This is a genomic window from Nocardia sp. NPDC005745 (genome assembly GCF_040630775.1).
Lineage (GTDB): Bacteria > Actinomycetota > Actinomycetes > Mycobacteriales > Mycobacteriaceae > Nocardia.
Map to the genome: position 1 here is coordinate 1 of NZ_JBEXYF010000087.1, position 2719 is coordinate 2719.

Genomic DNA, 2719 nt, shown 5'->3' on the forward strand with positions numbered 1-2719 from the left:
TGTATGTGTGTTTTGAGGTAGGTGGCCACCGCGGTAGGGGTCGGGTGGTCGAAGACCAAGGTCGCGGGCAAGGTCAGTCCGGTCGCCTTGGACAGACGGTTTCTCAGATCCACCGCGCCGAGGGAGTCGAAACCGAGTTCTTTGAAGGCACGATCGGATCCGATGTCATGAGCCGAATCGTGACCGAGCACGGCCGCGACATGAGTACGGACCTCGGCCAGCAGCAGGGTGTCCCATTCGGTTTCGGCGACCCCCGCCAAACGCCGCGCCAGCGACCCCGAACGCTGGTCCCGCACCACGGCAGGGACCAGGTTCCGTGCGGCGGCAGGCACCACACCCGTGCGTGCCTGTGCCTGCCACGCCGCGGTGTCCACCAGCATCGGCACCAGCAACGAATCCTGGTGGCGGCGAGCCAGATCGAGAAGTTCCATACCGTGCTGCGCCGGGATCGGAACCAACCCCAGACGAGCACGGATCTGACGCTCGACCCGCACACGATCGGCGCCGGTGAGCTGCTCGTGCATGCCACCACCGCCGGTGGCAGCCCACAAACCCCACGCCAGCGACATCGCGGGCGACCCGCCGGCCACTCGATAGGCAGCGAGCGCATCCAGGAAAGCGTTGGCCACCGCGTAGTTGCCCTGTCCGGGACCACCCAGCAACGGCGCCGCCGAGGAGAACACGGTGAACTCGACCAACCCCGACGACGCGGTCAGCTCGTGCAGATGCCAGGCCGCGTCGAGCTTGGGACGCAGCACCTTCTCGACCTGATCACGCTCGAGCGACTCGATCGGCCCGTCCTCGATGACACCGGCCAGATGGAACACCGCAGCCAGCGGATGCTCGACCGGGATCGAGTCCAGCACCTCGGCCACACTGTCTCGATCAGCGATATCGCACGCGACCAGCTCTGCCCGGCAACCCGACTCGGCCAGCTCCGCCTGAAGCTCTCGGGCTCCTTCGGCATCGGGGCCACGACGACTGACCAACAACAGATGCCGACTGCCATGTTCGGCGACCAGATGCCGGGCCAGCACCGCGCCCAATCCCCCGGTACCACCAGTGATCAACACAGTGGACTCGGGATCGATGCGCTGTCGACTCTGTCGTGTTCCTTCGAAGCCGGCTGCCTGCGCCCGTGTCAAACGCGGCACCAACACCGACCCCCCACGCACCGCGAGTTCGGGTTCGTCGCTGATCCGCAACACCTCCGCCAGCACCTGGCGTGAACTGTCGGCACCATCGAGATCGACCATCGCGAACCGGCCCGGATGCTCCGCGGCTGCACTGCGCACCAAACCCGCCACCGGCGCCACCGCCAGATCCGGAACCTCACCCGCACCCGCGGTCAACGCCCCCTCGGTCAACACCACCAACCGGGCACTCTCGAAACGAGGCTCGGCAAGCCATGCCTGCAACAAACCCAACACCCGATACGTGTTGGCCTTCACCACCGACACCAACCCACCACCGACGGACGCGCCGGTCACAGGCGCCACCACCACGTCGGGTACCGGCGCGCCCTGCTCGAGAGCGTCGAGGAGCGCAGCAAGATCAGCGTGACGGTCAGCGGAGATCTCGACCTGATCGGTATCCCCGATGACGGCAATCCGCAACTCGTCGGCGTCGGTTTCGGTCCGGAGCTGTTGCCAGTCGAGTCGATACAAACTCTCGTGGGCGCCGCGGGCGGCCTCGAGCTCGGCGACATCGACCGCGCGCGCGGTCAAGGTGTCGACCGAGACCACCGGCTCACCCGACTCGTCCCAGGCGGTGAGCCGATAGGCATCCGGGCCCGCCGCGACCACACGCACCCGCAGCCGCGAGGCCCCGGGAGCCCACACACCCACCCCCGACCACGAGAACGGCAACGGCACCCGCCCCGGTTCGCCCTCGACACCCAACACATCCAGTGCCGCGTGGAACGCCGCATCGAGCAGGGCCGGATGCACACCGAAACGACGACTCTGCTCGGTCCGTTCCTCGTCCATCTCGACCTCGGCGAAGACCTCCTCACCATGGCGCCAGGCCGCGCGTAGTCCCTGGAACGCCGGACCGTACACGACTCCGGTCCCCGCCAGACGCTCATACAGCGACCCGATCTCCACCGGCTCGGCTCCCGCCGGCGGCCACACCGACCCCAACGACTCCGAATATTGTTGTCCGCCGGTATCAGTGGAGATCAGGGCACCACTGGCGTGGTGTGTCCACTGTTGCTGTCCGGCTTCCGTGCCGGAAGGACGCTCCGGTCGGGAGTAGATGTCGAATGTGCGGCGTCCTTGGGTATCGGCTTCGCCGACGGTCAGTTGCATCTGCACGCCACCGTGTCCGGCCAGCACCAACGGTGCCAGCACGGTCAGTTCCTCGACGACCTCGGCACCGACCCGGACCCCCACAGCGAAGGCCCACTCGATGAACCCGGTCCCGGGGAACAACACCGTCCCAGCGACCGCGTGATCGACCAACCACCCGTGCTCGTCCAACGACAACCGGCCGGTGAACACCCAACCCCGGCCATCGCCGAGGTCCACACCCGCACCCACGAAGGGATGCTCCACCCGCGACAAACCGACAGACTCCACATCGGCTCCACCCGAGCGGGAATCACGCCAGAACCGGCGATGCTGGAACGCATAACTGGGAAGCTCCACCCGCGCAGGACGAACAGAACCGAACCATCGACCCCAATCAACCCCCACACCACACACAAACGCCTCAGCCA

Annotated in this window: 1 protein-coding gene; it reads right to left on the reverse strand. The window is 66.9% G+C overall.

Translation table 11 applies throughout. From position 1 onward, the window contains the following. A partial coding sequence (locus ABZ420_RS35910) for a type I polyketide synthase (protein ID WP_357132640.1) occupies positions 1 to 2579 on the reverse strand: 2579 nt, incomplete at its 3' end. Between the last annotated feature and the right edge of the window lie 140 nt (positions 2580 to 2719).